This window comes from Actinobaculum suis (genome assembly GCF_900102025.1).
Taxonomy (GTDB): domain Bacteria; phylum Actinomycetota; class Actinomycetes; order Actinomycetales; family Actinomycetaceae; genus Actinobaculum; species Actinobaculum suis.
In genome coordinates this window covers 24,301-49,999 of the sequence record NZ_FNAU01000015.1, presented here as the reverse complement: position 1 = coordinate 49,999, position 25,699 = coordinate 24,301, and the positions used below count along the sequence as shown (strand labels likewise).

Below are 25,699 nucleotides of genomic sequence, written 5' to 3'. Positions count from 1 at the left end.
CAAGCCCAAAGCCTTAGCCACACACGCAATCGACTCGCCAGTATCAATCACCTGACTCGCAGCATCCCGCCGGTATTCAGGGGTAAACCGCCTTCCCTTACGATTCATAGCGAGCCAGAAGACACAACCTCCCAAGGAATCAACACCACAGGCAATCCCTCTAATCCAGTGTCAACAAAACAAGGGCAATCCCAGTACCTTCAGCACCAGTCTGGCCAGCATCTTCAGCACCGGCCTGGCCGGCGTCTTCAGCGCCAGTCTGATCGGCGTCTTCAGCACCCGGTTCGCCCGCATTATCTGTATGCAGGCGCAAAACCGTGGCGCTAAGCGCGCCCGCGGCATAGGGCGTTTCGCCGATCGTTACCGTTTGTGGCGCGGAAAGCTCTACCTTTCCATTCGCTACCAGTAGGTCGTATGTGCCGGCGGGGATATCCACAGGAACGGCGGCGTCGGTGGAATTCAACACCACCACATAGCTGTGCTCGGTGTCTCGCACCGTCCAAGCAACTACGCCGTCGGCGGCCCGCAGCAGCTTGGAATTAGCATTTACCTGTTCGAAAGTGGGATAGCGGAAGGCCGGCGCACTTTGCCGAAGCGCCAATAAGCCGCGCGTATAAGCCACCGAATCGGCTTGCTCGTGTGCCCGGCTCCAATCGATCGCATTCGGACCGTCCCCGGAATTGTAAGAATTTTCGTCTCCACCCTTGGTACGCAAGAATTCCTGCCCCAATTGCGCGGCCGGAATCCCCTGTGCCAAATAAACCGTGGAATTAGCTAGCTTTGCGCGTGCTGCCCGAGTTTGTTCCGAATCATCGGGCCGGGAAGCGAGCAGTTTATCGAACAGGGTGAGATTGTCGTGGATTTCCACGTAGTTCACGATCTGACCGGGCGCGGCATAACCAGTATTGGCATTCCCGTTCGTACACGGGCTCAGCCCCTCCGGCTTTTGGCAACCCAAAACATTATTCGCAATGAGGGTTTCCTGGCCCGATTTTCCCGATACAAAACCAGTATCGGAAGCCTCAAACACGGAACCTTTCAAACCATCACGAATCGAATCATTAAAGAAAGCCACGCCATTATCGTCAGCGCCTACCGCGCCGGGCGCGAGCTTACCCGCATTGGGCTGGATTGCCATCGCATCCTTCGGCAAAGTGCGGTTCATATCCCAACCTTCACCGAGCACAATGATGGAAGGATCGATCTGGTTGAGTGCTGCCCGCACTTCCCGCATGGTTTCCACATCGTGCAGGCCCATGAGGTCGAAGCGGAATCCGTCCACCCCGTATTCGGTAGCCCAATAGACCACCGAATCGACGATGTATTTGCGCATCATCGCCCGTTCCGAAGCCGTGTCATTACCTACCCCGGAATTATTGACCAGCTTGCCCGCAGCGTCATACCGGAAGTAATAGCCCGGAACCGTCAGATTAAAGGCGTGCTTTTCGGGGTTGTATACGTGGTTATAGACCACATCCATAATCACCCGCAAACCTGCTTTATGCAGACCAGCCACCATTTGCTTCGCTTCGGCCAGGCGGGCTTTCGGATCGGCCGGATCCGAAGCATACGAACCTTCCGGCACATTGTAATTCTCCGGGTCATAACCCCAGTTTTGCTGGCCATGTTGGGCGGCTGCATAGCCTAGATCTCCGGATTCATCCACGGAACCAAAATCGTAGAACGGCATGATCTGCACGTGGGTAACGCCCAACTGTTTCAGATAATCCAAACCGGATGGATTACCGGTTTTGGCCTGGGTGCCGCCTTCCACCACGCCCAAATATTTGCCGCGTTTTGCCGCAGAAATACCCGAATCGGGCTGAATCGAAAAATCGCGAATATTCATTTCCGCAATACTTGCATTAGTGGCCGGGCCAAAAGCTGGCATCCGCTCCCCTTGGGCACCGCGGGAAGCACTTTCCGGAGAAAGTACTACGCTTCGCATCCCGTTTTCCACAGCGGCATGGGCATAGGGATCTGGGGAAAGATTTTCCGTGCCATTAGCGAAGGTAACCCGGAAGTCATAGGCCGTGCCGTCGAGGTCTCCCGGCAGCCGCACTTGCCACACGCCTTTCTCCCCGCGGGTAAGTGCGTGTTCGGTGGCCAGGGGTGCTTCGCGGTCTGTGGTTTTGTAGAGCCGCACGTGAACTTGCGCTGCGGTAGGTGCCCACAGCGCGAAAGTGGTTCCCGTTTTTTCGTATTGGGCGCCAAGCGCGCCACTATAGGCATAAGCTGCGTCAAATTCCGGGGTGCGTACCACCGCGCCAGCGCTTGCCGTTACTTCACCGTATTCCGGTGCGCTTACCTGGTAAGCGGCGGCGACGTCGAGCGGCTGGGCCGTAGTAATCACCACTGCCGATTTATCTGCCGCCAGTTCTACATTCGCAACCTGCGCGCCGGCCACCTGCACGGTCTGCGGCGTAAGCGCGGCCGGATCCACCGGGCCGGCCAGCCGGGCCGTGATTTGCGAAAGGCCAGAAATTTCTGCTTTCACCAAACCGCGTTTGGTGTTGATAACACTAGGATTCGTATACACCGTCCAGTCTCCACTAACGAGCCAGATCTCGGCTTCACCTTTACTATTTGTGCCATTACCACCCGGATCTGTAATCGTAATCGCCGATTGCGGTATCACCCGGTCGCCTTCACCCGGATCTTTACTCTTCCACGCATCTGCGCCCTCGCGCACAATAAAACTCGGGCTGGCTATCCCGCTACCGGATTCGAGCCGGAATGTTGCTAGCTTGCCCCAATCATCATGGCTGTTGAAAGGCCGGGAAGAACCGTTGAGCCCCTCCGCCCAGGTCCACAGATCCCAATCTTGATAGTCGCCGGCCGGGCGCAGGTAGTGGACTTTCACGTCCAATACTGCCGGCCGTTTTTGGTACTGCGCTGGGGCTTGAGTCGCCGTTGTATCGCTACCGCCAGTTATCCACACTTCGGCGGTGCCGCTGGAAGCGTCGAGCATACGATCCCCGCCATCTTTATCCCAGGCCGGTGTGGTCACAATAAAGCCAAGTTTTCCTGGCTCGTAAGCTCCCGGAATTTCTGTTTCGAATACTTTCCCGAAACTATCTTCGCCGGTGAACTGGTAGTGCTTACCGGCCAAAGTATTGCCTTCTTTATCGTTTCCCCACAGGTAAACTCCGCGTTGCGCGCCGGCGGTATCCCCGGCAGCCGGAGCATAATGCACTATTACGCGGGTCTTTGGTTCATATTGGGGTGGCACCGGATTGGTAAAACTCAGCTGTTTATCTGCCACGGCCGCGTAGGTAGTGCCCGGTTCTACCCGGTAGTTACCGCCGCCTGCCGGGTTGTCCCAAACGCCAGCCCCGTTATTGAATACGAATTCGGTAGCTTGCGCGGTATTGATCCGCAAGGAATACCAGCCGTCGCCCACCTTTTGCATGGGCTGGCCCGGTACCTGGGTCCAGGCATCGCCGCGGCCATAGTGCAAGTACGGGGCGGTCCAAGTGCTTTCCGGCTTGTAGAAAATCGTGGTTTCTGGGTCTGCCGGGCCGGCTGGCGTGTTGCTTTCCGGTGGTAGTTGCGGATCGGCCGGATCGCTTGCCGCCCCGCGCGCAGCTGGATGATCGCTTCCGGGTTGTACGCCCGCAATTAGAGCTACGGCACTGCGCGGCTGGATTTCCGTGGCGATTTTGCCGTCTTTTACGGCAACCGTCTGTGAACAATCACCGGCCGCATACACGTTGCAATACGTGCCATTGGGCAGGCTCGTGTGGTAGCTAACCGCGGCCGGTTGTGCGGTGTTATTGAGAGCCAGGAAGCCCTGTTGGCCGCGCTCGAAAGCAATATTGTTATCGCCGTCGTCTTGCCAGTTTTGTACCGGTTCACCGGCAGTCGCGTTATGGAAGGCAATCATGCCGCGAATAGCCGTCCACCTTTGCGTGCAGTTCCACCCTGAACCGGGCCCGCAACTAGTTTCCGGAACCGCGGTTTCGCTCGCGCCCGGAGCTCCCGCATCCGCATCGGTGAACTGATAGCCCGAATAAACATTTGGGGTGCCATATCCGTAGCCGAGCAAGAAAGCATTCGCGAGCTGGTACATCCGCCCGTCTTTATAAGACAGCGTGGCCTCCCCGCGTTCCGTATCCCAGTTATCCACAAATACCGTGGCCTGTTGGCTCGGCACTAACCCGGAAGCAATATCGCTAAGCTTGCGCTCCCCGCCCTGCAGGGAACCCTTAAAACGCTGCCGCAACTGGTAAGCGAAAGAAAACTCGGTAACCTCCCCGCTACCTGTATATTTGCTGGGCTGGATTTGCGGGGCCTCCCCCGGATTGCCAATAACTTCTTGCATCCACCAAATCCGGGAGGCCGGCACCTCGACCTTTTCCGCAGCTTTTTCTTTGATCGCCGCAACATCTTCCGGGGACATATGTTTCACGGCATCTACCCGGAAACCAGCCACGCCCATGCCTAATAGGTCCGCAAAATATTGACCTAACCGGTCCCGAACCTTTTCGCTCCCGGTATCCAAATCTTGCAAACCAGACAGCCGGCAATTCCACACGTTTTCCGCATTCCGGTAATCGCTAATATTCTCCGTGCACTTGTGGAAATCTTCCGGACCATATCCGGCCTGGGGATAATTCCCCGCGGCATCAAAACTGCTACCCGCAATCCCGGTGCCTGCTTCCCGGTCCACCCCGGTGGTGTGATTGATAACGGCGTCTACGATGACGCCCACACCCGCCGCCCGGCAAGTATTAATCATTTGTTGGAATTCGGCCGCGGTGCCCAACTTCGATTCCAGCTGATAGCTCACCGGCTGATACGAAGTCCACCACGCCGAGCCTTTGATCGTCTCCTGCGGCGGCGAGACCTGCACATAGGCCACGCCAGCCGGCCCCAAAGTTTGCGTACATTCCTTTGCTACCGAGTTCCAAGGGTGCTGGAACAAAGTGACGACGACGCCGGAGCGCCCGACCGGCGCTTCACCCGCGGCTGCCGGTGCGGTACCGGACGGCATTTCCGCCGTGGTATCTGCCGGTATTCCCGGTGGCGTTTCTGCCGGTTTTTCCGGCAGCGCTCCGGCAGGCGTATCCACCGTGGTATCCGCCGTGGTATCTGCCGGCGTTTCGGAAGCTGTGACCGCCGGCGTTTCGGATGCTATATCTGCCGGTGTTTCTGGTGCGGCCTGCGCGAGCGGGCCGGCGAACGCAGCAATTCCTAAACCGCTCAGGGCGAGGATGAGCGCCCCGAGCCAGGCTACAGCGCGGCGTATATGTAGCCGCAAATTCTGAAGACCCATGTTTTTCCCATCTACACTCTCATCTTTGAGATTGCGGGCCAAAATTGACCTCACGCCCCCAATTGTAAATGCGCCTGGAAACTTTTACACCCGTTTTCTGGCGTTTTTCTGGCGCTATTTTCAGGTGCTCTTTTCGAGTGCTATTTTTAGGTACCCTTTTCGGATGCTGTTTTCAGGCGCGCTTTTCGGGTGCTGTTTTTCTAACACCTCTTTTCTGGAATCCGTTTTTTTTGGCGAGCAGTTTCCGGCAGATACTTTCCCGTAGATACTTTCCGGTAGATACTTTTCGGTGAACGTTTCCAGAAAGTGTTACTGGCGAATGTTTCCATCAAGCGTTGCCGGCAAGTGTTACCGGCGAGCACTTCCGGCAAGTGCTTGCGATGAATCAGGTGCTTGCGATCAGTGTTTTCCGCGGTCGTTTTGCGGTTTTCTTTCGCCGCAGCAAAGTGTGTGCGAAACTCTGGATTCGGTTCGGTTCTTCTTGTGGCACCATAGAGGGCATGAGTTTTCCGCAGAGATTGCTAGGTGCAGATGAAAAAGTCGTGCTCACTATGCGGCCCTCGGCCGCACAGCTGTTACCCGGCATATGCGGCTCCGTTCTGATTCTCATCTTGGCCGTGGCGTTCTTTATCTATCTACCAGCCTCTTGGCGCCCCGTTTCCTGGTGGGTGGTTATTGCGGTAACGATATTCTTCCTGATCGGTTTACTATTGATCCCATTTCTGCGGTGGCGAGCTACTTCCTATACGCTCACCACGCACCGGTTCCTGGCTCGCCACGGTCTAGCCCACGGCAAAGCACATGACATCCCGCTGGCGGCAGTAAGCGCGGTGAGCTATCGGGCAGAAGATTCGAAGGCTGGTTGGGGAACGCTAGAATTCACTATCCGGGATGGTTCTACCGTGGTCTTTTCCGGGGTTCCGCACGCTGAGGAATGCCACGGGCTGCTCGTGGAACTCATTGCTTCGGCACAACATAAGTACAGCGCAGCCAGTTCCCACGCTTCTGCCTAGCCAGATCTTGATCTCGCCCTAATCTCGCTATGTAAATTCTTCATCTCGCCCTAATCTCGCTATGTAAATCACACGGTTAGCCTCTTCGGGAAGCTTCTGCTCTGGTAAAGTGACTAGTTGGACTTTCCCCGGTCGGGTGGTAGGTCCTTGTTTTCCGCACAACCACGGGTGCCCCACGCCCACAGTCCAGCGGGAAACGCTTCCCTCGCCGACCAATTGGCTTTTGATCGAAAGAGATTTCAGTGGCAAACATTAAGCAGCAGAAGAAGCGCGTGCTGACCAATGAGAAGCGGCGTATTCGTAACCAGGCTTACAAGTCCGAACTGCGCACCTACGTGCGCCGGACCCGCGAAGCGATTGCTTCCGGTGACCGTGAGGCCGCCCAGGCGGCGCTCAATGCCGCCGGTCGCAAGTTGGACAAGGCGGTTTCCAAGGGCGTGATCCACAAGAATCAGGCCGCGAACCGTAAGTCCAAGCTGGCTAAGCAGATCAATAAGCTTGCCTAAGCTGAGCTTCGCGTAAAAACGTATAACGCAAAAGGCGGCGGAGACCTTATGGTTTCCGCCGCAAAACTATATATATATGAGCGAGAGCCCGTGCCATTCCAAGAAGAATTGCACGGGCTCTCGCGTTGCCTATCAGCTTCTTATATCCGCTTATGCATCCTTGCCAGAGTATTACAGCGCGGCATTGATGGCATCCACGGAGGCCTTCGCATCACCGAGGCACATATCCGTGTTCTCGTTGAAGAACAGCGGGTTTTGTACACCGGCATAGCCCACGCCCATAGAGCGTTTGAAGACCACTACTTCCTTCGAATCCCACACTCGGATCACCGGCATGCCCGCAATTGGCGAGCCCGGCTCCGAAGCAGACGGATTGACGACGTCGTTCGCCCCGATTACCAGGCACACATCCACATCGGCCAGGTCGTCATTGATTTCATCCATCTCCAGCACGATGTCGTACGGCACCTTGGCTTCCGCCAGCAACACGTTCATGTGGCCAGGCAAGCGGCCCGCCACCGGATGGATCGCAAACTTTACGTCCACACCCTTATCGCGCAGCTTCTTCGTCATCTCCGCCACCGGGTATTGGGCTTGGGCCACGGCCATACCGTAGCCCGGCACGATTACCACCGAACGGGCATCGCTGAGCTTTTGCGCCACTTCTTCCGCAGTGACTTCGGTATGCACACCGTATTCCTTATCGCCACCGGCAGCGTTTCCGCCGTCGGTACCAAAACCGCCCAGAATCACGGAGATGAAGGAACGGTTCATCGCCTTACACATGATGTAAGACAGGTAGGCACCGGAAGCACCAACCAAAGCACCGGTAATAATGAGCAGGTCGTTACCGAGCGTGAAGCCGGCCGCGGCCGCTGCCCAACCCGAGTAGGAATTGAGCATGGAGACCACCACGGGCATATCTCCCCCGCCAATAGCGAGCACCAGGTGGGCGCCCAAGGCTAGAGAAATCACGGTGAGAATAGCGAGCGGCACCATACCGGAAGCCACCGAACGCGTCCACGCGAACCAAATAATCAAGCCCACGCAAGCAATGATTGCCACCAGATTCAAAATATTGCGACCCGGGAGCATGAGCGGGCTACCGGAAATCTTCCCGGAAAGCTTCAAGTAAGCAACGATCGAACCGGTAAGAGTTACGGCACCGATAAAGACCGCGAGCCCTACTTCACCCATGTGGAAAGCGTTATCGGGGTGATCCCTTCCCGGTTGGAGCAGGAAGGAGTTGTAACCCACGATCACAGCTGCCAAACCCACGAAGGAATGCAAGAGCGCGATCAGTTCGGGCATCTCCGTCATATCCACGGTACGGGCTTTATGTACCCCGAGCACCGCGCCAATAGCCAGCGCCAAAACAATCAGCCCGGCCACGATCCCCGCGTGCTTGCCACCCTGTACTGCAGCAGCACTATCGATTGCCACCCAAATCGTGGCGATCAGGGCAACGGCCATCCCAATAATGCCCAAGCGGTTACCGCGAGAAGCGGTTTCCTGCTTGGAAAGGCCAGCCAACGCCAAAATGAAGAGGAGCGCGGCAACAATATAGGCCACCGCTTGGAAAGTGTAAGCAGGTGTATTTGCCACGGTAGTTAGCATTTCCATTTTTTCTTAGCTCCTCTTAAACATCCCGAGCATGCGATCAGTCACCACGAAACCGCCGAAGATATTAATCGAGGCCACCACGATGGCGATGAAAGCAAGGATCATAACCGCCACATTCCCGCTTGCTATCTGCAAAATCGCGCCCACTACGATAATGCCGGAAATTGCATTCGTAACGGACATTAGCGGCGTATGCAGGGCGTGCGTCACAGCGGTGATCACGTAGAAACCAACCACGCAGGCCAACATGAATACGATGAAGTGGCCACGCATATGGGCCGGGGCGCTGAACATAATCCACAAAATAACCGCGGCGGCCACTGCCCCCGCAAGCCACTTCTTCCACGGCTTGGCCGGTTCGGCTTCCACCGCGGCCACTTCTGCTTCCGGTGCGGCTGCCTTGGGCGCGGCCGGGGCGGCAGATACTTCAATCGCCGGCGGCGGCCACATTACCGTGTCATCCAAGGTTACGGTAATGGAACGGACGATCTCATCATCCATATTCAAAGCGAGCTGGCCATCGCGTTCCGGGGTAACCAAGGTAAAGAAGTTCACCAAGTTTTGCCCGAAGAGCTGGGAAGACTGGCCGGGCAACCGCCGTGCCAAATCTTCATAACCAATAATGGTTACCCCACCGGGCGTGACCACGGTTTTGCCCTTCACCGTTTGGGTGGTGTTCCCACCGGTGGAAGCAGCCAAATCAACGATTACACTGCCCGGCTGCATCGCTGCAATAGCGGCGTCGTCGAGCAAAATAGGGGCGGGTTTACCGGGAATTTGGGCGGTGGTGATAACGATATCTGCGCGCGCGGCTTCCCGGGCATAAACGACGCCGGCTGCCTCGGCCTCAGATTCGCTCATGGCCTTGGCATATCCGGTGGTCGATTCTTGGGTCACCGGGATTTCCACAAATTCGGCGCCCATGGATTCCACTTGTTCCGCAGCTTCGGCGCGCACATCCGTGGCACGCACAATCGCACCCATGGAATTCGCGGTGCCCAGCGCTGCCAAGCCGGCCACCCCGGCTCCAATCACATACACCGTGGCGGGCGGCATCTTTCCGGCCGCCGTAACTTGCCCGGTGAATTGGCGGCCAAAGTGCGAAGCCGCTTCAATGATTGCCCGGTAGCCGGAAATGTTCTGCATCGAAGATTTGACGTCCATGGCCTGGGCCCGCGAAGTACGCGGAATGGCATCCATCGCTAGGCCGGTAATCTTCCGGGCCGCCAGATCTTCAATCAGTTCGGGATTCGCTCCGGGGTTCATCCGGGCGATGAGCACCGAACCGCTCTTCATCTTGTCTAAATATTCCGTACCGGGGGCATCAGTTTGGAGCACAATATCTGCCGCCCAGGCTTCATCTGTGGAAACCATCTGGGCGCCCTGCTCCGCATAGGCACTATCGGGGAATGCTGAACCCAAACCGGCTCCCGTTTCAACGCGAACCTCATAGCCGAGCTTTATTAGCCTGGCTACAGTTTGCGGGCTCCCCGCAACCAGCGGGTCATCTGCCCGCGGGCTTTTGGGTATTCCAATAACCATAGAGTGATTCTCCTTCAACGCTACCGACACAACAGAAGCACGGTGCGGCAACCACTGCACTGACGCGCCCGGTGTCTCAGTTTTGCGTCTGCGTTTTCCTTGTGGTGTAGCAGTTATCCACTGCCTGTGTCGCTATTCTCTCACCTATTGTTTGCTAAATGTTCGGATTTTCCAATTCGCGTGGCGAACACTCAGCGCGCACAATCACCCGCACGGCTTTCGTGAGGTGATTGCGCTCGCTTCTTTTGATCGCCGAACGCGAACGCAGTGATACTGGATATCTGGGTGTTTCTTCGCAGTATCTATGACTTACCAGGTAACAGACCAGCAGGTAGCGTACCAAACTAGCCCCGCACCCGGAACGCGAATCTGTGCTGCGCCGGATACAAACCTGGACTCCGGAGTACAAACCTGGACTGTTACACCGCGTTTTTCCGGAAGCATTTTTGCTGGCAACAAATGGGTATAGTACACCATTTACCCATACCTCTGTGGTTACTGTTTGATGCGGCGAGCTTTGCCGATCCTAATGATTGCACGTTCGACGGCGTACTGCGGATCCCGGGAAGCACCTTTAACATCCGCATCGGCTTCGGCCACGGCCCGGATCGCCCGCGCCAGGCCTTCCCCGGTCCAGCGCCGCAATTCGCGCAAGGCTTGGTTTCTTTGCCAGCTTCCCATTTTGTTTTCTCCGGGCCCCATTTTGTTTTGTACCTGCACTAAGGCTATCTGGCGCAGTTTATTCGCCATTGCGGAAACGATCGGCACCGGATCTACTCGAGTGGCAAAAGCGTGGCGCGCCAAACTGAGGGCTTTCCCGGTCTGGCCCGCAATCGCCGCATCTGCCACATCCCACGGCATTACTTCACTGCGCCCGCCATACAATGCGCGCACATCATCTTCGTTAATCGTGCCCGTGGTATCCGCAATGATCTGCTGGGTGGCAGAAAGTAGTTCGCGCAAGTCTTGCCCTAGCGCGTCAACGAGCGAAGCTACTGCGCCGTCCGTAATTTGGCGCCGCGCCGCTGCCACATCCGCCCGCACCAACCGCGCTTTATCATCATCGTATTTAATTTTTTCTTGCCGCCCGACTTGGTAGCCGGCTGCCGCAATGGCATCTAGCAGGCGTTTGCCGCGCGTGCCTCCCCCATGCGAAATCACCAAAAACACACCATCTGCTGGCTGGTTAATATACGCGCCCGCTTCGGTAAGAAAAGCGTCCGTCATTTTTTCGGCGTTGTTGACGAGCACGAAGCGGGTGCTCGAAAACAGCGAAGGGCTAGTGGCGGTAGCGAGTTGCCCGGGTTCATATTTTTCGGCGTCGATCCGTACCGTTTCGGTTCCCGGTTCCCGATCTAGCACAGCTTCCTGCAAACGGTGGGCGGCGCGTTCCGCCAGTACCGGTTCGGCGCTAATAATGAGCACCACGGGCGCTACTTGTAAACGGTTTAGCGGTGTTCCGGTACTTTGCGGTTTTTTCCTCGTCCTAGCCATGTTCCCAGTATCCCATGCCGGCCGCTGATTGTTGCGCGGGTACTGGTTGCCGCTGGTTTTTGCTCGGGCTCTGGTTGCCGCTGGTTTTGCGCGGGCGCGTTTTTGGCCGGCCACGGGGTTAACCAGACACCGGTTTTGACTAGCCGCGGTTTTGCCCGGCCGCTGGTTTTTACCGGCCGCGGCTTTTCGTGTTTTTCGCAGCTACCGCTTATCCACAGCGCGATTTAGGGCCTTCCGAGGTAATAGCAATGCGCCCGCAGTTTAGGGTTTCGATGATTTGCGCGCCAGCAAAAGATTCATACACGGACGGATGCGGATGCCCGTAACTATTTTCACCGACGGAGATGAGTGCATATTCGGGCGCAAGTTCCCGAGCAAGCCGGGCAGAATGATCACGCGAACCGTGGTGAGCAACAATAACTGTACGTACTTCTGGTACACGCGAAATAAGTCTGTCTTGCACTTCCCGGCCGGTATCGGAAAGCACCAATACCCCACCTGCCACCTCAAAATAGACCACAAAGGAATCCGCATTAGCTTGTTCTTCGGAAGTATAGGCCGTACGCGGGGATAAAACCTTCGCGAAAAGTTCCCCGCCCGCCCGGATTTCTGCCGGTGCGCGCACCGCCCGGTAGGGTATTCCTGCTTTTTCGAGTTCGGCCTTTACCCACCGCGAGTTCTCCCGCGGTGCCTCATTCAGTGAAGTCCACACTTCCCCGATCTGAGCTACCTCCATAACTTCTGCCAGTCCGCGTACATGATCGGCATGGTAATGGGAAAGAATGAGCAGATCGATGCGGTCAATCTTGGCTTCCCGTACGCATTTCGCGGCGGTACCGCCCGCCAGGCCGACGTCGACCATCACCACGGCACCGTTTTTTCGCGCTAAGAAAGCACTCCCCTGGCCTACATCGCACTGTATAGCTTCCCACTCGGCAGGTAAGCGCTGGCCACTTGCCCAGCGCCACACGTACCCACCGCCAAGCAGCAGGCCAGCCAAGATGCACATTGCAAGGCCGCTACCGATCACTACCTGCCACCGCGGCTTTTTGGAGTTGCGAGCCACCGGGGATTCGGGGAAAAATTTCCGCCACGGTAGGGCTACCACTATGAGCATTACGATTTCGCACATTGCGGCCGCCCAAATCGGAATCCCAGATCCGGGCCACTCGGCCACAGTTTCGGCAACTCCAGCCAGCCACCAGGTGCAAAGCGAAGCACACTGGACGCACAGTTTTGCCACCGCCGGTGCGACAGGTGCGGTAATCGCCGCCAGGAGCCCCAGGATGGTCAGCGGGGTCACGATCGGTGCCACGAGAATGTTTGCAAGCACTCCCCACATGGAGCTGCGATCCGCAAAAAGGGCAAGAATCGGAGTCACGGCTAGTTGGGCTACCAGCGGGATAACGATCAGATCGGCCAGGTGGGCCGGAAGAATACGGCTGAGACGGGCCGCAAGAGGCCGCCCGAAAACCACTATTGCGCCAGTGGCGGAGGCAGAAAGCAGGAAACCGTAGCTGGTTGCAAGCCACGGGTCGAGCGCGCAGGCAAAAAGAATTGCGAAGGCCAACCCGGAAAACGCGTGCGGGTTTTTACCGAGTAGCATCGCGGCTATCACCATGATTCCCATAAGGGCAGCACGTAAAACCGAGGGCTCGGTACCTACTAGAGTTACTAGGCCCGCCAGTGCGGCCGCGCATCCCAATCCGGTAAGTACCCGGTAGCGGCGTCCTAAAAAGGCCAGCACAATCCCGGTCAGGATCGAAACGTGCCCACCGGAAACTGCGGTCAGATGTGCCAACGAAGTTGTTTTCATGGCTTCATCCAGCGATGGACTCATCTCGGATTCATCGCCTAAGGCCACCCCGGGTAACAGCCCGCGCGCATGGGCGGGAAAACTAGCGAGAATCTCCGAAAATGCGCTATCGATAGCTGCCACCGCGCGAGCCGTGAGCGTACCCGTGCCACTAATTTCACCTGCGGGGCCGCGCAAAAATGCTGCTTCGCGGCGGTTTTCTAAGGCACTGAGCCGGCCGGTAGCAGTAATAGTTTGGCCGCGTAGCGCCCCGCATGGAACGGTGATGCGCAAACGGGCGCGCGGGCCGTGCCGCAACTGCGTGCCATTTTGACCGGCGGTGGAGAAGGTAATACTGTGTGGCTGTACGGAGGCCTGGCAGTTTTCTTCTCCCCACGGGGTGCGGTATGCCCGCGCGTTTTCGGTGAGCGTGCCGTAGACCGTCACCGTTTGTGCCCGGCCGGGAGCCTCACGCCCAGAAACCTCTCGCGTGGGTTTCTCTGCCGCAGATACCTCTGACGCAGGTATCTCTACGCGTGCCATATAACTTGCTAAACCCGCGCCGGTAGCACCTAACGTGAACCCGAGGCCGATCGCGATAAAAAGCGGGCCGAGCCCATTCCAAAAGGCGCAGTTTTCCATACGTGGCCGTGCATCTAGCGGTTTTCTCCCGAACCCGGGCTGGCTGTGCCCGGCAGACTTCGCAATGTACCAAGCTACGCTCACAGCAAGGATGATTATGCCGGCCAGGATTGCCAGCCACCGGTAGGCACCGGCCAAGGTAATCCAAGCGGCGGCGAGCGCACTGAGGGCAGGGCCCGCTAAACGCAGATCAACCCCGGTCACACCGTCACCGAGTCACGCAGTTTTTCGAACTTCTTGGGCCCAATTCCGGAAACCTCAAGCAGGTCTTCCACTCTCGTAAACGGTCCGTTATTTTCCCGCCACGCAAGAATATCGCGCGCAGTAGCCGGCCCCACCCCCGGTAAGGTTTCCAATTCGGCAGCTGCGGCCGTATTAAGATTTACCAGGCCGGCCGGGCCGCCACTTCCACCTCCACCATTTCCTGTGCCGTTTCCGCTGCCAGTAGCACCCGCCCCTTCCCTTCCGTTGGCATGCCCGGCGCCGGCACTGGTTCCAGTAGGCAGAGTTTCACCCGGTTTGAGCACGTGAATATGTTGCCCATCAGCAACGGGGGCCGCCAAGTTGGTAGCTACCGGATCTGCTTCCGGGGTAAGCCCGCCGGCCGCATCCACGGCGTCGATAATCCTGCTGCCCGCCGGCACACTATAAACACCGGGCCGTGCCACCTGCCCAGAAACATAGACAACCACCGCTTCCCCTCCGGTGCCCCCGCCCCGCGCTCCAGCCGTGTTGCTTCCGCCGCTACTACCGCCGGCGGCATTATTTTCTCCCGAGCTCGCGGCCGTACTCGCATTGCTATCGGTAGCGGGAATATCTTCGGGCACGCTGGTTTCCAGGGTGCTGCCTTCGCCTGCGGCCGGTGCTGCGCCCGCGCTGTCTTTGGAAGCGGAGTTGGCAGAGTTAGTGTGCAGTGAACTTTCGTTTGCACCGGTGTTTCCCGCGGTGGCGCTATGTGCGGCAGCGTTTCCCGCGACCCAGGCGGCAAGAAGTGCTAATACTCCCAGGATTACGACGACGAAAGCGCGCAGTGATGGTTTTTCCCACCGCCACCGGTTTTTCGGGCCGCCTACCCCTATGGCCGCAACATCTTCGCCGGTCCCAGAAGCTAAAGCTAAAGAAGCCAGCCCGCGCCGCACCTGATCCGTATCATCGAGGTCTGGTCTGGCCGCGGCCGCTGTTTCGGCCGCAGCCGCCGCGTTGGGCAGAACCGCCGTGTTGGCCGCAGCTGCCGTGTTGGCCCCAACCACCGCGTTGGGCAGAACCGCCGTGTTGGCCGCAGCTGCCGTGTTTACCGCAGCCGGAAGGCTGGATTCTGCGCGGTGTGTTTTCGCGCGGCGGAAACCGGCGGCGTGAAACTCAGCGCGGCGGGAACCGGCACGGTGAGACTCCGCCCGGCGAGATTCGGCGCGGCTAAGCTCCGCGCGGCGCGAGTTGGCGCGCCTACCCGCGGCAGGGGCCGGAGCGCTGGTTTCCGCGATTGCCGCGGCCGAAATATCGCTCCGGTCAAGAGTGTGCGGCCGCGGTGCTGAACGCGGAGGTGGGACAGACATACGGGTATATTCGCTAATCCCGCTTGCACAGTGCGGAATTGCGCCGCCGCCTGTGGATACCACTCCCACCGAAAGAATTGTGGAAACTTGCTGGGCAGCTACAGCCGCCCCATAGGTACAACTGCCTGGCCATAGTAAGTAGGAACTGCCTGGCCATAGTAAGTAGGAACTACCTGGCCATAGTAAGTAGGAACTACCTGGCCATAGTAAGTAGGAACTACCTGGCCGTAGTAAGTAAGAACTACCTGGCCGTAATAGCCGCCGGTAGTTCTAGCCGCCCGGCAGTTCTTACTACCGGGCGGCTAAATCTATTCGGCGGGTGTAGTTACCGGGCAGCTTTGTAGCTGAGGGTGGCCGTCATAGATCGCCGCTCCCCGCGGCCGAGCCGCAAAAATACGGCTTGGTCAGGCCGATTGAAAGCGTTGACCATGGCCGTGCGCGGGGCCAAAGCCAGAGCCTGCCGCGCGTCGCGCTCCAAACTATCCCCGGTAGATACCGCCACGAAGGGCGATTCTGCTGGTTCTTGGGTGAGCTGCAGGAAACTCCCGGTAGCGGGGTCTCCAATGCGAGTGACTACTACGCCGTCGCTATTAGGAACCAGGTTGGTGAATGTTTCCCGCAACTTTTCCCGGCCGATATATTCATAAACCACCGGGGAGGATACTCCGGTTAGAGCCGCATCACCGGGAATCGGTACACCGGCCGGGTTGGCGGCGATCCGCGTGCGTGCCCGCACCGAAAGTGAAAGGTTAGAAATACCCGCTACTTCCGGCAGCTTCACATATGGAGACCACCCGATCGCTACCGGCGCTTCTTCTCCGGAAGCGTTTTTGACGCTTACCGTCAAAGAAAGATGCCGGCGTTCATCTAGGCCCTGTTCGAGCGCGAAAACCACGCTCACTTCCAGCTTCCACGGGTAGGCGGCGCTGGGTTTGATCGTGCCGGCCAGCATGAGTGCATCTCCGGCCCGCACGCGCCGCATTTCGACCTTGCTGAGCAGCCCGTTGGCGGCCTGTTTCACCTGGTAGGTTTTACCGCCAAACTGGTATGTTCCGCCGTCGATCTCCCCCACCCAAGGAACAGAAATCAGGCTTCGTTTCCCGGCTACTGCTTGCAGTTCTGCCGCGGTGGTGTATCCGTCAATCACTTCGACGCCGGGTTCTGGCTGCCAAGACAGCAAAGTGCCACCCTGCCGGGCGATGAGCCCGGTGGCGCCGTCTGGAGAACGTAAACGCCAAGCCGGTACCCCATCGAATTCTTCCGCGGATATTCGAGTCAACTGTTGCGCCACAATAAACTCTCCTAAGGCACTACGTTTACGATGTTCGGCGCACGCACGATGACCTTACGAGGTTCGCCATCCAGGTACTTTTGCACCTTATCTTCGGCAAGCGCCAACTTTTCCAACTCTTCGGCAGCGATATCAGGCCGGACTTCGATCCGGGCGCGCACCTTCCCCTGCACTTGAATAACGCAGGTTACGAGGTCGTCTTCCAGCAAAGATTCATCGCTGACCTGCGGGAAGGGGTGGCGTGCCAAAGATTCGGTACGGCCGAGTTTCTCCCACAGTTCTTCCGCGATATGCGGAGCCACTGGGGAAACCATGAGCACCAGCGCTTCCGCGGCGGCGCGAGGCACTTGCGGCAACCCGGTCAGGTGGTTATTGAGCACGATCAGCTTAGAAATCGCGGTATTGGTACGCATGGCGTCATAGTCTTCAGTCACGCCCGCGATCGTGCGCGCCAACAGCTTAGCGGTTTGCGCATCCGGCTCGGTGTCCACCACTGTGACTTCACCGGTAGTTTCGTCTACCACATTGCGCCACAACCGTTGCAAGAAGCGTTGCGAACCCACAATTGCGCGAGTTTCCCACGGGCGGGATTCGTCCAGCGGCCCCATCGACATTTCGTAGACGCGGAAAGTATCCGTGCCGTATTCATCCGAAACGCTTTCCGGGGTGACGATATTCTTCAGGGACTTACCCATTTTCCCGTATTCGCGGGTGACCGGCTTCCCCTGGTAGAAGTATTCGGTGGTGCCATCGGCCGCCGTTTTTTCTTCTACGTCTTGGGCGGGCACGTACTGCCCGCGCGCATCCGTGTACGCATAAGCCTGGATGTAACCCTGGTTGAACAGCTTGTGGAAAGGTTCGGAAGACGATACATAGCCGAGGTCGTAGAGAACCTTGTGCCAGAACCGGGCGTACAGCAAATGCAAAACTGCGTGTTCGACGCCGCCCACGTACAGGTCTACCCCGCCGGAAACGTTTCCGTTTTCCGGCCGCGGGCCCATCCAATAGTTTTCGTTTTCCGGATCTGCGAAAGCATCCGGGTTTTCCGGATCGGTGTAGCGCAATTCGTACCAGCAAGAACCAGCCCATTGCGGCATGGTGTTGGTTTCGCGCCGATACTTGCGCAGGCCGCGCCCATCGCCCAAGTCAAGTTCCACATTGACCCAGTCTGTGGCCTTGCTGAGCGGCGCCTTCGGCTGGGAATCGGCGTCGTCCGGATCGTAGGAAACCGGAGAATAATCGGAAAGTTCCGGCAGCTCTACCGGGAGCTGGGAGGCCGGCAAAGCGTGCGGCACCCCTTCTTCATCCCACACGATCGGGAAAGGTTCACCCCAGTAACGCTGCCGGGAGAACAACCAATCACGCAGGCGGTAGTTTACGGTCGCCTTCCCAGTGCCGCGTTCGGTAAGCCATTGCGTCATGCGTGCTTTTGCGGCATCCTTACCGAGCCCGTTGAGGGAAACCTCTGCGTTTTCCGAATCTACGGCCACACCATCTCCGGTATAAGCACCGGCGCTCAGATCGGGGCCGTACGGATCATCTTCCGGACCGATAGTACGAACGACGTCGAGGTTATATTTCTGCGCGAATTCCCAGTCCCTATCATCGTGGGCGGGCACCGCCATAATCGCACCCGTTCCGTACCCGGTAAGCACGTAATCGGCCACGAAGATCGGCACCTGGGCGCCATTTACGGGGTTGATACCGTACAGACCGGAAAATACGCCGGTCTTTTCATGCTCATCAGCAGTACGTTCCGTATCAGATTTGGAAGCGGCTTGCGCCCGGTAGGCGCGGACGGCTTCCCGCGGGCTGGCTGCTCCGCCCGTCCATTCACTGCGTGTACCTTCCGGCCAGGTATCGGGAACGGCGAGGGCCGCGGCGTCGCCGGAAGCTCCGGGCGCGGTACCACCCAAAACTTTATGTTCGGGAGCTACGGCCATGAAAGTGGCGCCGAAAAGCGTATCGGGCCGCGTGGTATAAACATCAAGTTCGGGCGTTGTACCCCCACCGGTCACGGTGAAACGCACGGTGGCACCTTCGGAACGGCCGATCCAGTTCACCTGCATGGCCCGCACTTTTTCTGGCCAGTCGATGGTGTCAAGATCGTCAATCAGACGGTCTGCGTAAGCGGTAATCCGCATCATCCACTGCTTCAGATTGCGTTTGAAAACCGGATAATTGCCGCGTTCGGAACGCCCTTCTGCGGTAACTTCTTCATTGGCGAGAACGGTACCCAAACCCGGGCACCAGTTAACCGGTGCTTCCGCCACGTAAGCCAAGCGGTATTCGGCCAGTTCGGCCTCTTTTTCCGCCGCGGTAAGATTTGCCCACGGCTGGCCATTGGCAGGAGTTTTTTCGCCCTTTTCGAACTGTGCTACCAGTTCGCTAATCGGCCGGGCCGCTCCGGTTCCTCGCCCATCCCGGCGCGGGGCTTCCGGATCAAACCAAGAATTGTAAACCTGCAGGAAAATCCACTGCGTCCACTTCACATAATCGATATCGGTAGTGGAAAAAGAGCGGCGCAAATCGTGGGAAAGGCCCAGGCGGGCCAACTGGCCGCGCATATTCGCCACGTTTTCTTCCGTGGTGATGCGCGGATGCTGGCCGGTTTGCACCGCATACTGTTCCGCCGGCAAACCGAAGGCGTCATAGCCCATCGTGTACAGCACGTTTTTGCCTTGCATGCGCTGGTAGCGGGCTACGCAGTCGGTGGCGATATAGCCCAGCGGGTGGCCCACGTGCAGGCCTTTCCCGGATGGGTACGGGAACATATCCGCAATGTAGTATTTCGGTAATTGCGCGTGCTCACCGGCGAGGTTTCCAACCGGGTTATCCGCGTTGAAAGTACCCTCCTGCTGCCAGCGTTCCTGCCAGCGGGCTTCAATTTCATTAGCCAATTCCGCCGTGTAACGATACGGCGTACCGGATTCAGCACTCAATGTTGTTTACTCCTATAACGTGTTAACGTAGCTGCCCGTAATTCTAACGCGCTTTGCCTGTTCTGCCCGTTGCATCCCACACTGTGCACAGGCTTCGGGCTGGTTATTCCTTGAACTGGCTAGAATTGGGGCATGACGATTTTCACGAAGATTATTGCCGGGGAGATCCCGGGGCGCTTTGCCTGGGCGGATGATTCCGTGGTGGCTTTTGCTGATGTGGAGCCGCATAACCACGGCCATATGCTCGTGGTACCACGCGAACCGTATGACAAGTTTACGGACATTCCCGATGAGCTTGCCGCGCACCTGTTCTTAGTGGCGAAGCGGATTGGGAATGCACAGATCGCGGCTTTCGAAGAAAACCGGGCGATGCTGGTAATAGCCGGCTTGGGCGTACCCCATACGCACTTGCACGTATTCCCTTCCGAAGATGAAAAACTCATTAGCTTCCAATCTGCACAAAAGAATGTAGACGGTGCCGAATTGGATGCCAATACCGAAAAGATTCGGGCCGCGCTCATCGCGCAAGGCTGGGGCGAGTTCGTGCCGGCCGATATGCACTCGCTGAGCTAAGTCACGGCTGGGACGGCTAGTGCCGGTAGGTGCAACACTGGGACAGGTGACGCAGGCTGGCACGGCGTACACGGACCGGCGCCGGCCTGGCACGGACTGGCACAGGCTACACCGCCTGGCCTTAGAAGTTATGCAGTGCCGGAACGACGACGAACGGGGGTGGTTGTGCTTGGCAAAAGCCAAGTACAACCACCCCCGTTGGGTTAGTTTCGCTATTTTGATTTGGGGCCGGAGGTTTTTTCCGGGCCGCGCACGGCATTTACATAGGCTTCGATGAAAGCGGCGGTTTCTTCCCAGTTGGCTACGGCGTGGGTGGCAATCCCGAGCCGGGTTACTGGATAGTCATTGCCGCCTGGATCAAGCCGGTCTCCAATAAAGAGCATACGCGCGATTGGAATTCCGGTTTGTTTTGCGAGTTCGGCAATCCCGTAGGCTTTATCAATACCTTTTTTGGTGATATCCACCGAGGTTGATCCGCCCGAACGTACTTCCAGATCGGGTAGCCGGGCCGCCGCGGCTTGGCGCAGCGCTTCTTTCTTCTTCCCGTCTGGGTCCCAGGCCCGTTTGGCTTCTAAAGGTGCCTGCTGGCCCAGGGCCGAGAAAGTTATTTGCGAACCTCGATCTTCAAGGATTTCTCCCCAAGTATTGCTTTCCCACAGGCCGAGCCGTTTAGCTTCTGCCTCGAGTACGGTTTGGGCTGCTTGGCGCTGTTCCGCGCTCAAGTTGCGCGCATAAACATCCACCCATGCCCCGTTTTTGCGGACCACATAGCGGGTGCCGCAAGTAGGCATGAGGTGTAGTTTTTCGAGCAACTCTTCCGGAGCTTGCAAACCTTCCAAGAGTTGGGTTTCAAACTGGGTGAAATTTCCGCCTGAAATCACGCAAACCTGGGATACTTCCAATAGTTCCCGCAGGGCCTTGCCCATACGCGTAGGCAAGGGTGATTTGGAGGGGGCCAGCGTATCGTCTAAATCGAAAGCCAGAAGATCGTAGAGCCCTGGCGTAGGGATTGACGCGACCTGTCCCGTCACTGCTGCGCTGCCGGTTCTTCCCCCTTCGTGGCTGCTTCACCGAGAAGACGCACCACTGCCGGGATGAGAAGTGCCAAGCAGACGCGGAAAACGAAACCGATGAGCGAGGCGATAATTGCCATCGCGCCCGGGGTGTAGTATGCCCCGCCCTGCGCCAGCACGGAAATAAAACTAAATAGCGCAAAAACAATCAGCGCGCCCGCTACCACTAGGGAAAGGGTCTGGGCGAGCTTTGCGAAGGCTTTCCCGCCGCGGCGATTGAAATCAGTGGAGAAGAGCAAGCTGAAAGCCGAAGGTTGCGCCGGTTGCGGATAGCCGTAGCCACCAAATTGCGTCTGCTGGCCGGGAGCCGGAGCCGAATAGGCGGAAGGGGCCCATTGTTGTTGCGACTGTTGTTGCGACTGGGGTTGACCATAGCCTTGCTGGGCTTCGAATCCCTGTTGGGCTTCAAAACCTTGCTTGTATTGGGCTGCATTCGGATTAGGTTGTGCAGAATTCTGGCTCGAATCCCCGGTGAATTGTTCACTCATAGGTCTATCCTTCTTCCTTTAAAAAACTCCCGGAGCAGTACCGGGGGCATGTGCATGTTTCAAGATACCAAGAATCAGCCTTTGCAGAGGTAAAGATCTCGCTACTACAGTATCCCTCACATCCAGGACCCTGATAATAATAATGTGGCTACCAGCGAGCTTGTTTATACGCACTAGCGCAGGCAATGCATATACGGCACTAGCCCGGGCTGGTTATAAGCACGGGCACAGGCCGGTTATAGGCACTAGCCCGGGCTGTTTATAGGCACTAGCAGGGTGGCAAGAATAAGGAAGGAAACACATGGATCTTTCGGCTTCGAGTGAAGACTATATTTCCGCCATCTGGAAACTTGTGGAGTGGACTGGGAAAGCTCCTTCTTCCACGGCTTTGGCGAAGAAGCTTGATCTTTCTCCTTCTACCGTTTCCGAAGGCATTACCCGGCTCGTACGGCAGGGCTTGGTTTCCCACGCTCCCTACGGCTCGGTGGAACTGACCGAACGCGGCCAAAAGGAGGCGGCCCGTTTGGTGCGCGGCCACCGGGTGATCGAAACCGCCCTGGTACGTTTCCTCGGCTACACCTGGGATGAAGTCCACGAAGAAGCTGAACGGCTCGAACATGCGGCCTCCCCCAAGCTCATCGGCAAACTCGATGCCCTACTTGGTTACCCCAGCCATGATCCGCACGGGGACCCAATTCCGCGGTTAGATGGCACCGCCGAAAATAACTCGGTAGGTTCTCCGCTTTCCGACGCCGCACCCGGGCATTCTTACCGCATCGAAAGGGTTTCCGACCAGTTCCCTGACCTGCTCCAATATCTTTCCTCCGTAGACGTTGAAGTAGGCACGGTAATCACGGTGGATACGATCGGCAGTGGCACCGGAATCATGCATATGAGCTCACCTGGTGGCCCGCTCGCTCTTTCTCTTCCTGCTGCCGAGTCCATCCTCGTCACCGCAATCTAACCCGTTTCCAACCGCATTTAACACACCTCTACCCCATAGCTACCCCATAGTTACCCCATAGTTACCCCATAGCTAACCCTTAGCTAACCCTTAGCTAACCCGCGCCTGGCGTGCGCTGCCGAAACGGGATCCACCACCCCCAAATATTGCCCGCTCTCCCGGCAGTTATGAGATCAACATTGGAAGCGGGCCGGCCTACCCGCCGCATCACTTCCTCCCGCACATCAACCGGGAGCAACTCCCACCAGGAGACACTTCGTTTCTGCTTCTCCATATCCTTATATTCACCCCTGCTTCCTTTTATTCGCCTCTGCTTCCGAGGCATCTGCTTGCCATATCCCTATGATCACCTACCCCTCCGACACATTTATCTTTCGGGCATCTTTCTGATTTGTTTCTCCTTCACACCGCCACTTCCAAGACAGCACAGTGCCGTCCAAGACAACGCAGTGGGCCGGTACTCAGCTTGCGCTGAGTACCGGCCCACTGACTGTGCTGTGTACTCGCTATTTACATTTTTAGTTAGGAGTAACTAGTTGCTAGTTAGGAATAACTAGTCTTTGGTAATTGCGGCTACCGCGGCATCGTCGAGATCCTGGGAAGCCGAAAGTACCCCATCGCGCGCCCGTTTGGAGAAGACGTTGTAATCGCCCGCAACCAAATCGTGCTTGCCTGGGAAGAGGAAGTACTTGGAAATCAAATTGGCCGTGGTGGCAACCCGTTCGCGGCCCGACTGGAGCTGTACCACATGGATAAAGTTCCAGATCAACCAGGCGATCCGGCCGGAGATCGGCGGTACCTTCGTAATTTCGGCAACTGCAAAGCCTGCCCCAACCGTGGCCATGGAGCCCAAATCCACGTATTCGAAGGGTTCGGTCTCTACACCTTGCAAGCTGTTCTTGATTACCTTTGCAACGTGTGTACCGCCCTGCTTGGCCGGCTGGGCGAGCTGCGGCAAACCGCGTTCGCCGATTACCGCTACGTCCCCAACGGCAAAGACGCCGTCGGCACCTTCTACGCGCAGGTTCTCATCCACCTGGATGCGCCCGCGCGCTCCTTGCGGCAGACCCCACTGGGAGGCAACCTTCGGTACGCCGACGCCGGAAGACCAAACGATAAGGTTGGCATCAATCCAGTGTTCTTCCTTGGTGTCCATGTTCTGGAGCTTGATGCGGTTAGCTTCCACTTCCCGCACGGCTTCCTTGAGCATAATCTTCACACCGCGCTCGAGCAGGGCCTGCTTGGCCGCTTCTTGGCTTTCTTCGGTGAAGGGCCCGAGGATTACCGGCGCCATATCCACGAGGGTTACCTCGAAAGCATCTGTGTTCATCCCCGGGAAGAGCTCGCGGAAGTTGTATTTCTTCAGTTCGGCAATGGCGCCCGCGGTTTCTACACCGGTCGGCCCGCCGCCGCACACCACTACGCGGAATGGCTTACCATCCTCGTTGAAGTCATGGCCATCGAGCAAGCCAAAGAGCCGATCGCGCAATGTAATGGCTTCATCGCGCGAATAAATCGGCAAAGTATGTTCTTCTGCACCCGGGGTGCCGAAGTAATTCGCACCCACGCCAGTGGCCATAATGAGGTAGTCATACCTCATGGTCCGGTTATCGTCCAGATAAATCACCTTGCTATCGGTGTCAACCTTCTGGAACTCGCCGAGAACAAAACGGAAATTCTTTTGCTTTGCCCCAAGTGCGCGCAGGTAGTACGTGATATCGCCAGCGTTGAGCGCGCCAGCGGCAACCTGGTAAAGCAACGGCTTAAAGGTCTGATAAGCGTTGCGATCAATCAGCGTTACCCGGACGGGAGCCTTGCGGAGCGCCTTCGCTGCCGCAATGCCACCGAATCCGCCACCCACGATTACTACGTGCGGCAATGAGGAATTACGGAATGCATCAGTCATAAGTCCTAATTTAGTCCAACATCACACTCGCAATCAACTTGAAAGGTTAACAGGGAAATTCCGTTAGACCCGGCATAAAGCCCGTAAAACCGGAAAACTTCGATCACGCAAATGTGATTAAGGAGTCAATTAGGTGCGCGACGGGATCTTCCACATCAGGGAGCTGCCAGCGAGCTATCTGCGACACCAGTGCGCTGGCATTTGCCACCGCAATCGGCATCCCGATTTGAGCCAACCAGGCAGCGTCGTTATCGGAATCTCCCACCCCTAAAGTTTCTTCCGCTAGCAATCCGCGATCCCGCAAAGCTTCGGAAATACCTACCCACTTATCGACGCCGGGTGGCTGTACATCGTAAAACATGGCGTGGCCGCGCACGGACCCCGGAAAACGCTCCTCGATTTCTGCTGCTAATTCGTCCAGCCGGGCCGCGGGCGCCGCAAGTCCCATTTTCAGCACCTGCGTCAAATCTAGGGATTCCAAATCGGTCTCAATAATCGGCCGGCCTTCATTGGCATTTTGCAGCACCTCGCGCGGGGCAGACCGGGCAAATTCCAGGTTGAAAGCTTGCGCGTAAAGCTCATCGGCAGTTGCAGCGGTAAGCACCAGTTCCTGGCGGCGGGCAAAATCAATTACCGCGCGGGCGCGCTCCACCCCAAGCGGGAATGTGCGCACAATACGTTCCCCGTCCCAAACGATCGCGCCTCCACCGGCCACGACCCATCCGTGTTCCACCCCGGCGCGACGAAACACATTAGTTGCGCCGTAAAGCATCCGGCCAGTAGCCAAAGTCAGCGGAAAACCTGCCTGTGCGGCAGTGCGCAAAGCTTTCAAAGTACGCTCGGAAACCTGCGAGCGTTCGTCCGTGAGAGTACCGTCAATATCGAAAACGAGGTTGCTAGGGTTCTTTTCCCAAGGAAGCTTGTTGTAATCCAGTTGATTCGCCACGTTTCCAGCCTATCGAAGCAAACTGGGATTTCAGTAGTAAAACACGTGGCGGCGGGTTCATCGGGTTCGT

At 57.4% G+C, this 25,699-nt stretch carries 17 protein-coding genes; 4 read left to right on the top strand and 13 right to left on the bottom strand.

The window, feature by feature from the left end; genetic code table 11:
• Window positions 1–160: 160 nt before the first annotated feature.
• Window positions 161–5,332 carry a type I pullulanase gene (gene pulA / locus BLT47_RS07840; RefSeq protein ID WP_143021817.1) on the bottom strand — a complete coding sequence of 1,724 codons (5,172 nt, stop codon included), beginning with the start codon at window positions 5,330–5,332 and terminating at the stop codon, window positions 161–163.
• Between the two features lie 446 nt (window positions 5,333–5,778).
• Between pulA and BLT47_RS07830 the strand changes: the two genes are divergently transcribed.
• Both BLT47_RS07830 and rpsT read left to right on the top strand, forming a co-directional pair.
• The gene (locus BLT47_RS07830) at window positions 5,779–6,291 is read left to right on the top strand and encodes a PH domain-containing protein (protein WP_176764506.1); all 513 of its coding nucleotides are present in this window, start codon (window positions 5,779–5,781) and stop codon (window positions 6,289–6,291) included.
• Between the two features lie 242 nt (window positions 6,292–6,533).
• A complete protein-coding gene (rpsT, locus tag BLT47_RS07825; protein WP_049619551.1) occupies window positions 6,534–6,797 on the top strand; it encodes a 30S ribosomal protein S20 in 264 nt (87 codons plus the stop codon).
• 171 nt (window positions 6,798–6,968) lie between these two features.
• On the opposite strand, the gene pntB is transcribed toward rpsT, so the two are convergent.
• The 7 genes from pntB to BLT47_RS07790 form a co-directional block, all read right to left on the bottom strand.
• Complete coding sequence (gene pntB / locus BLT47_RS07820) at window positions 6,969–8,414, bottom strand: Re/Si-specific NAD(P)(+) transhydrogenase subunit beta (RefSeq protein ID WP_083330167.1); 1,446 nt, start codon at window positions 8,412–8,414, stop codon at window positions 6,969–6,971.
• 12 nt (window positions 8,415–8,426) lie between these two features.
• A complete protein-coding gene (locus BLT47_RS07815) occupies window positions 8,427–9,962 on the bottom strand; it encodes a Re/Si-specific NAD(P)(+) transhydrogenase subunit alpha (RefSeq protein WP_049619553.1) in 1,536 nt (511 codons plus the stop codon).
• Between the two features lie 495 nt (window positions 9,963–10,457).
• On the bottom strand, window positions 10,458–11,456 hold the full coding sequence (gene holA, locus BLT47_RS07810; RefSeq protein WP_074663524.1) for a DNA polymerase III subunit delta: 999 nt from the start codon (window positions 11,454–11,456) through the stop codon (window positions 10,458–10,460).
• Window positions 11,457–11,664: 208 nt separating this feature from the next.
• Window positions 11,665–14,097 carry a ComEC/Rec2 family competence protein gene (locus BLT47_RS07805; RefSeq protein ID WP_074663497.1) on the bottom strand — a complete coding sequence of 811 codons (2,433 nt, stop codon included), beginning with the start codon at window positions 14,095–14,097 and terminating at the stop codon, window positions 11,665–11,667.
• Entirely contained in the window at window positions 14,094–15,446 is a 1,353-nt protein-coding gene (locus BLT47_RS09005) for a ComEA family DNA-binding protein (RefSeq protein WP_143021815.1), read from the bottom strand. Before BLT47_RS09005 ends, BLT47_RS07805 begins: the two co-directional genes overlap by 4 nt.
• Window positions 15,447–15,771: 325 nt before the next feature.
• The gene (locus tag BLT47_RS07795) at window positions 15,772–16,737 is read right to left on the bottom strand and encodes an aldose 1-epimerase (RefSeq protein WP_065415401.1); all 966 of its coding nucleotides are present in this window, start codon (window positions 16,735–16,737) and stop codon (window positions 15,772–15,774) included.
• An 11-nt stretch (window positions 16,738–16,748) separates the two neighbouring features.
• The gene (locus BLT47_RS07790; RefSeq protein ID WP_074663493.1) at window positions 16,749–19,679 is read right to left on the bottom strand and encodes a leucine--tRNA ligase; all 2,931 of its coding nucleotides are present in this window, start codon (window positions 19,677–19,679) and stop codon (window positions 16,749–16,751) included.
• 132 nt (window positions 19,680–19,811) lie between these two features.
• Between BLT47_RS07790 and BLT47_RS07785 the strand changes: the two genes are divergently transcribed.
• On the top strand, window positions 19,812–20,252 hold the full coding sequence (locus BLT47_RS07785; RefSeq protein WP_049619558.1) for an HIT family protein: 441 nt from the start codon (window positions 19,812–19,814) through the stop codon (window positions 20,250–20,252).
• Between the two features lie 212 nt (window positions 20,253–20,464).
• Here the strand turns inward: BLT47_RS07785 and BLT47_RS07780 are convergent, their stop codons facing one another.
• Together BLT47_RS07780 and BLT47_RS07775 are read right to left on the bottom strand one after the other, a co-directional pair.
• Complete coding sequence (locus tag BLT47_RS07780; protein WP_231583100.1) at window positions 20,465–21,283, bottom strand: HAD-IIB family hydrolase; 819 nt, start codon at window positions 21,281–21,283, stop codon at window positions 20,465–20,467.
• On the bottom strand, window positions 21,280–21,813 hold the full coding sequence (locus tag BLT47_RS07775) for a hypothetical protein (protein WP_049619559.1): 534 nt from the start codon (window positions 21,811–21,813) through the stop codon (window positions 21,280–21,282). The genes BLT47_RS07780 and BLT47_RS07775 overlap by 4 nt, the downstream gene beginning before the upstream one ends.
• A gap of 301 nt (window positions 21,814–22,114) precedes the next feature.
• On the opposite strand from BLT47_RS07775, the gene BLT47_RS07770 reads away from it, so the two are divergent.
• Window positions 22,115–22,777 (top strand): metal-dependent transcriptional regulator, encoded by a 663-nt coding sequence (locus tag BLT47_RS07770; RefSeq protein WP_074663489.1) that lies wholly within the window; start codon window positions 22,115–22,117, stop codon window positions 22,775–22,777.
• Window positions 22,778–22,871: 94 nt separating this feature from the next.
• On the opposite strand, the gene BLT47_RS07765 is transcribed toward BLT47_RS07770, so the two are convergent.
• The 3 genes from BLT47_RS07765 to BLT47_RS07755 form a co-directional block, all read right to left on the bottom strand.
• Entirely contained in the window at window positions 22,872–23,051 is a 180-nt protein-coding gene (locus tag BLT47_RS07765; protein ID WP_049619397.1) for a hypothetical protein, read from the bottom strand.
• A gap of 279 nt (window positions 23,052–23,330) precedes the next feature.
• Window positions 23,331–24,683 carry an NAD(P)/FAD-dependent oxidoreductase gene (locus tag BLT47_RS07760; protein ID WP_049619396.1) on the bottom strand — a complete coding sequence of 451 codons (1,353 nt, stop codon included), beginning with the start codon at window positions 24,681–24,683 and terminating at the stop codon, window positions 23,331–23,333.
• A gap of 103 nt (window positions 24,684–24,786) precedes the next feature.
• Window positions 24,787–25,629, bottom strand: a complete 843-nt coding sequence (locus BLT47_RS07755) for an HAD-IIB family hydrolase (RefSeq protein WP_049619395.1) — start codon at window positions 25,627–25,629, stop codon at window positions 24,787–24,789.
• Between the last annotated feature and the right edge of the window lie 70 nt (window positions 25,630–25,699).

Bases quoted from the DNA above. Each gene is read 5' to 3' on its own strand.
- BLT47_RS07785 (WP_049619558.1), top strand. From the start codon at position 19,812: ATGACGATTTTCACGAAGATTATTGCCGGGGAGATCCCGGGGCGCTTT.
- BLT47_RS07775 (WP_049619559.1), bottom strand. From the start codon at position 21,813: ATGAGTGAACAATTCACCGGGGATTCGAGCCAGAATTCTGCACAACCT.
- BLT47_RS07815 (WP_049619553.1), bottom strand. From the start codon at position 9,962: ATGGTTATTGGAATACCCAAAAGCCCGCGGGCAGATGACCCGCTGGTT.
- BLT47_RS07765 (WP_049619397.1), bottom strand. From the start codon at position 23,051: ATGGAGAAGCAGAAACGAAGTGTCTCCTGGTGGGAGTTGCTCCCGGTT.
- BLT47_RS09005 (WP_143021815.1), bottom strand. From the start codon at position 15,446: ATGTCTGTCCCACCTCCGCGTTCAGCACCGCGGCCGCACACTCTTGAC.
- holA (WP_074663524.1), bottom strand. From the start codon at position 11,456: ATGGCTAGGACGAGGAAAAAACCGCAAAGTACCGGAACACCGCTAAAC.
- BLT47_RS07830 (WP_176764506.1), top strand. From the start codon at position 5,779: ATGAGTTTTCCGCAGAGATTGCTAGGTGCAGATGAAAAAGTCGTGCTC.
- BLT47_RS07770 (WP_074663489.1), top strand. From the start codon at position 22,115: ATGGATCTTTCGGCTTCGAGTGAAGACTATATTTCCGCCATCTGGAAA.
- pntB (WP_083330167.1), bottom strand. From the start codon at position 8,414: ATGCTAACTACCGTGGCAAATACACCTGCTTACACTTTCCAAGCGGTG.
- BLT47_RS07760 (WP_049619396.1), bottom strand. From the start codon at position 24,683: ATGACTGATGCATTCCGTAATTCCTCATTGCCGCACGTAGTAATCGTG.